Source organism: Pseudoalteromonas sp. RB2-MNA-CIBAN-0110, assembly GCF_040309305.1.
In the GTDB taxonomy this organism is placed as follows: domain Bacteria; phylum Pseudomonadota; class Gammaproteobacteria; order Enterobacterales; family Alteromonadaceae; genus Pseudoalteromonas; species Pseudoalteromonas arctica.
The window spans coordinates 1-609 of the sequence record NZ_JBEOOQ010000100.1 but is presented as its reverse complement, the minus strand read 5'-3'; the positions used below and the strand labels follow the sequence as shown (position 1 = coordinate 609).

The 609-nt window shown below is 42.0% G+C and carries 1 protein-coding gene; it reads right to left on the bottom strand.

From position 1 onward, the window contains the following. Positions 1–284: 284 nt before the first annotated feature. Positions 285–506, bottom strand: a complete 222-nt coding sequence (locus AAEY68_RS20705) for a hypothetical protein (protein ID WP_007581825.1) — start codon at positions 504–506, stop codon at positions 285–287. Positions 507–609 lie beyond the last annotated feature (103 nt).

The window sequence follows — 609 nt, the reverse complement described above, 5'->3', positions numbered from 1 at the left end:
GGCTCGATAACTGCTCCTGCGTTATTCTACTGGCTTACATCCATGTAAGAATAAGTAAAAACCGAGCAACAAAGAGTAAATTGTCCCTAGGCAGAACCCAAAGGGCAACGCATGTTTGGCATTTATGCTGCGTTATCGCCTATTTATGGGGAATAACCACACTACATAGGCTCTGCCTCGCCTAAATACCAAACAGTCTGCTGCAAATTTAACCTCGAAAGATAAACAGGCCCTTGTATATAGCGCAACATGCCGCCGAGCATATAATACTCAGCGGTATACTTTTAATACGTTGAATTTGGGGTATATTGCGGGTTGATATCGCCGCCTACTTCCTCTGGGTCAACATCGTTAATAAGCAGTGTTTCACGTACAGCTTCAATGTGATCAAGTACGCTTTGGTAGCGCTCGCCATATTCATACTTTGTCACTTCAATCGCTTTAGGCATGTATGTAAAAGCTATTTTTAAGGCGTGGAGTGCTTCTTCGTTTATTTTTTCGCTCATAATATTCTCTTATGTGTAGGCTATAGCTAACCTGATGTAATGGTCTCCTCCCTATACGGCATCTATGTGCCATGATTAAAGTGGTTACAATAATCAAAGGGAG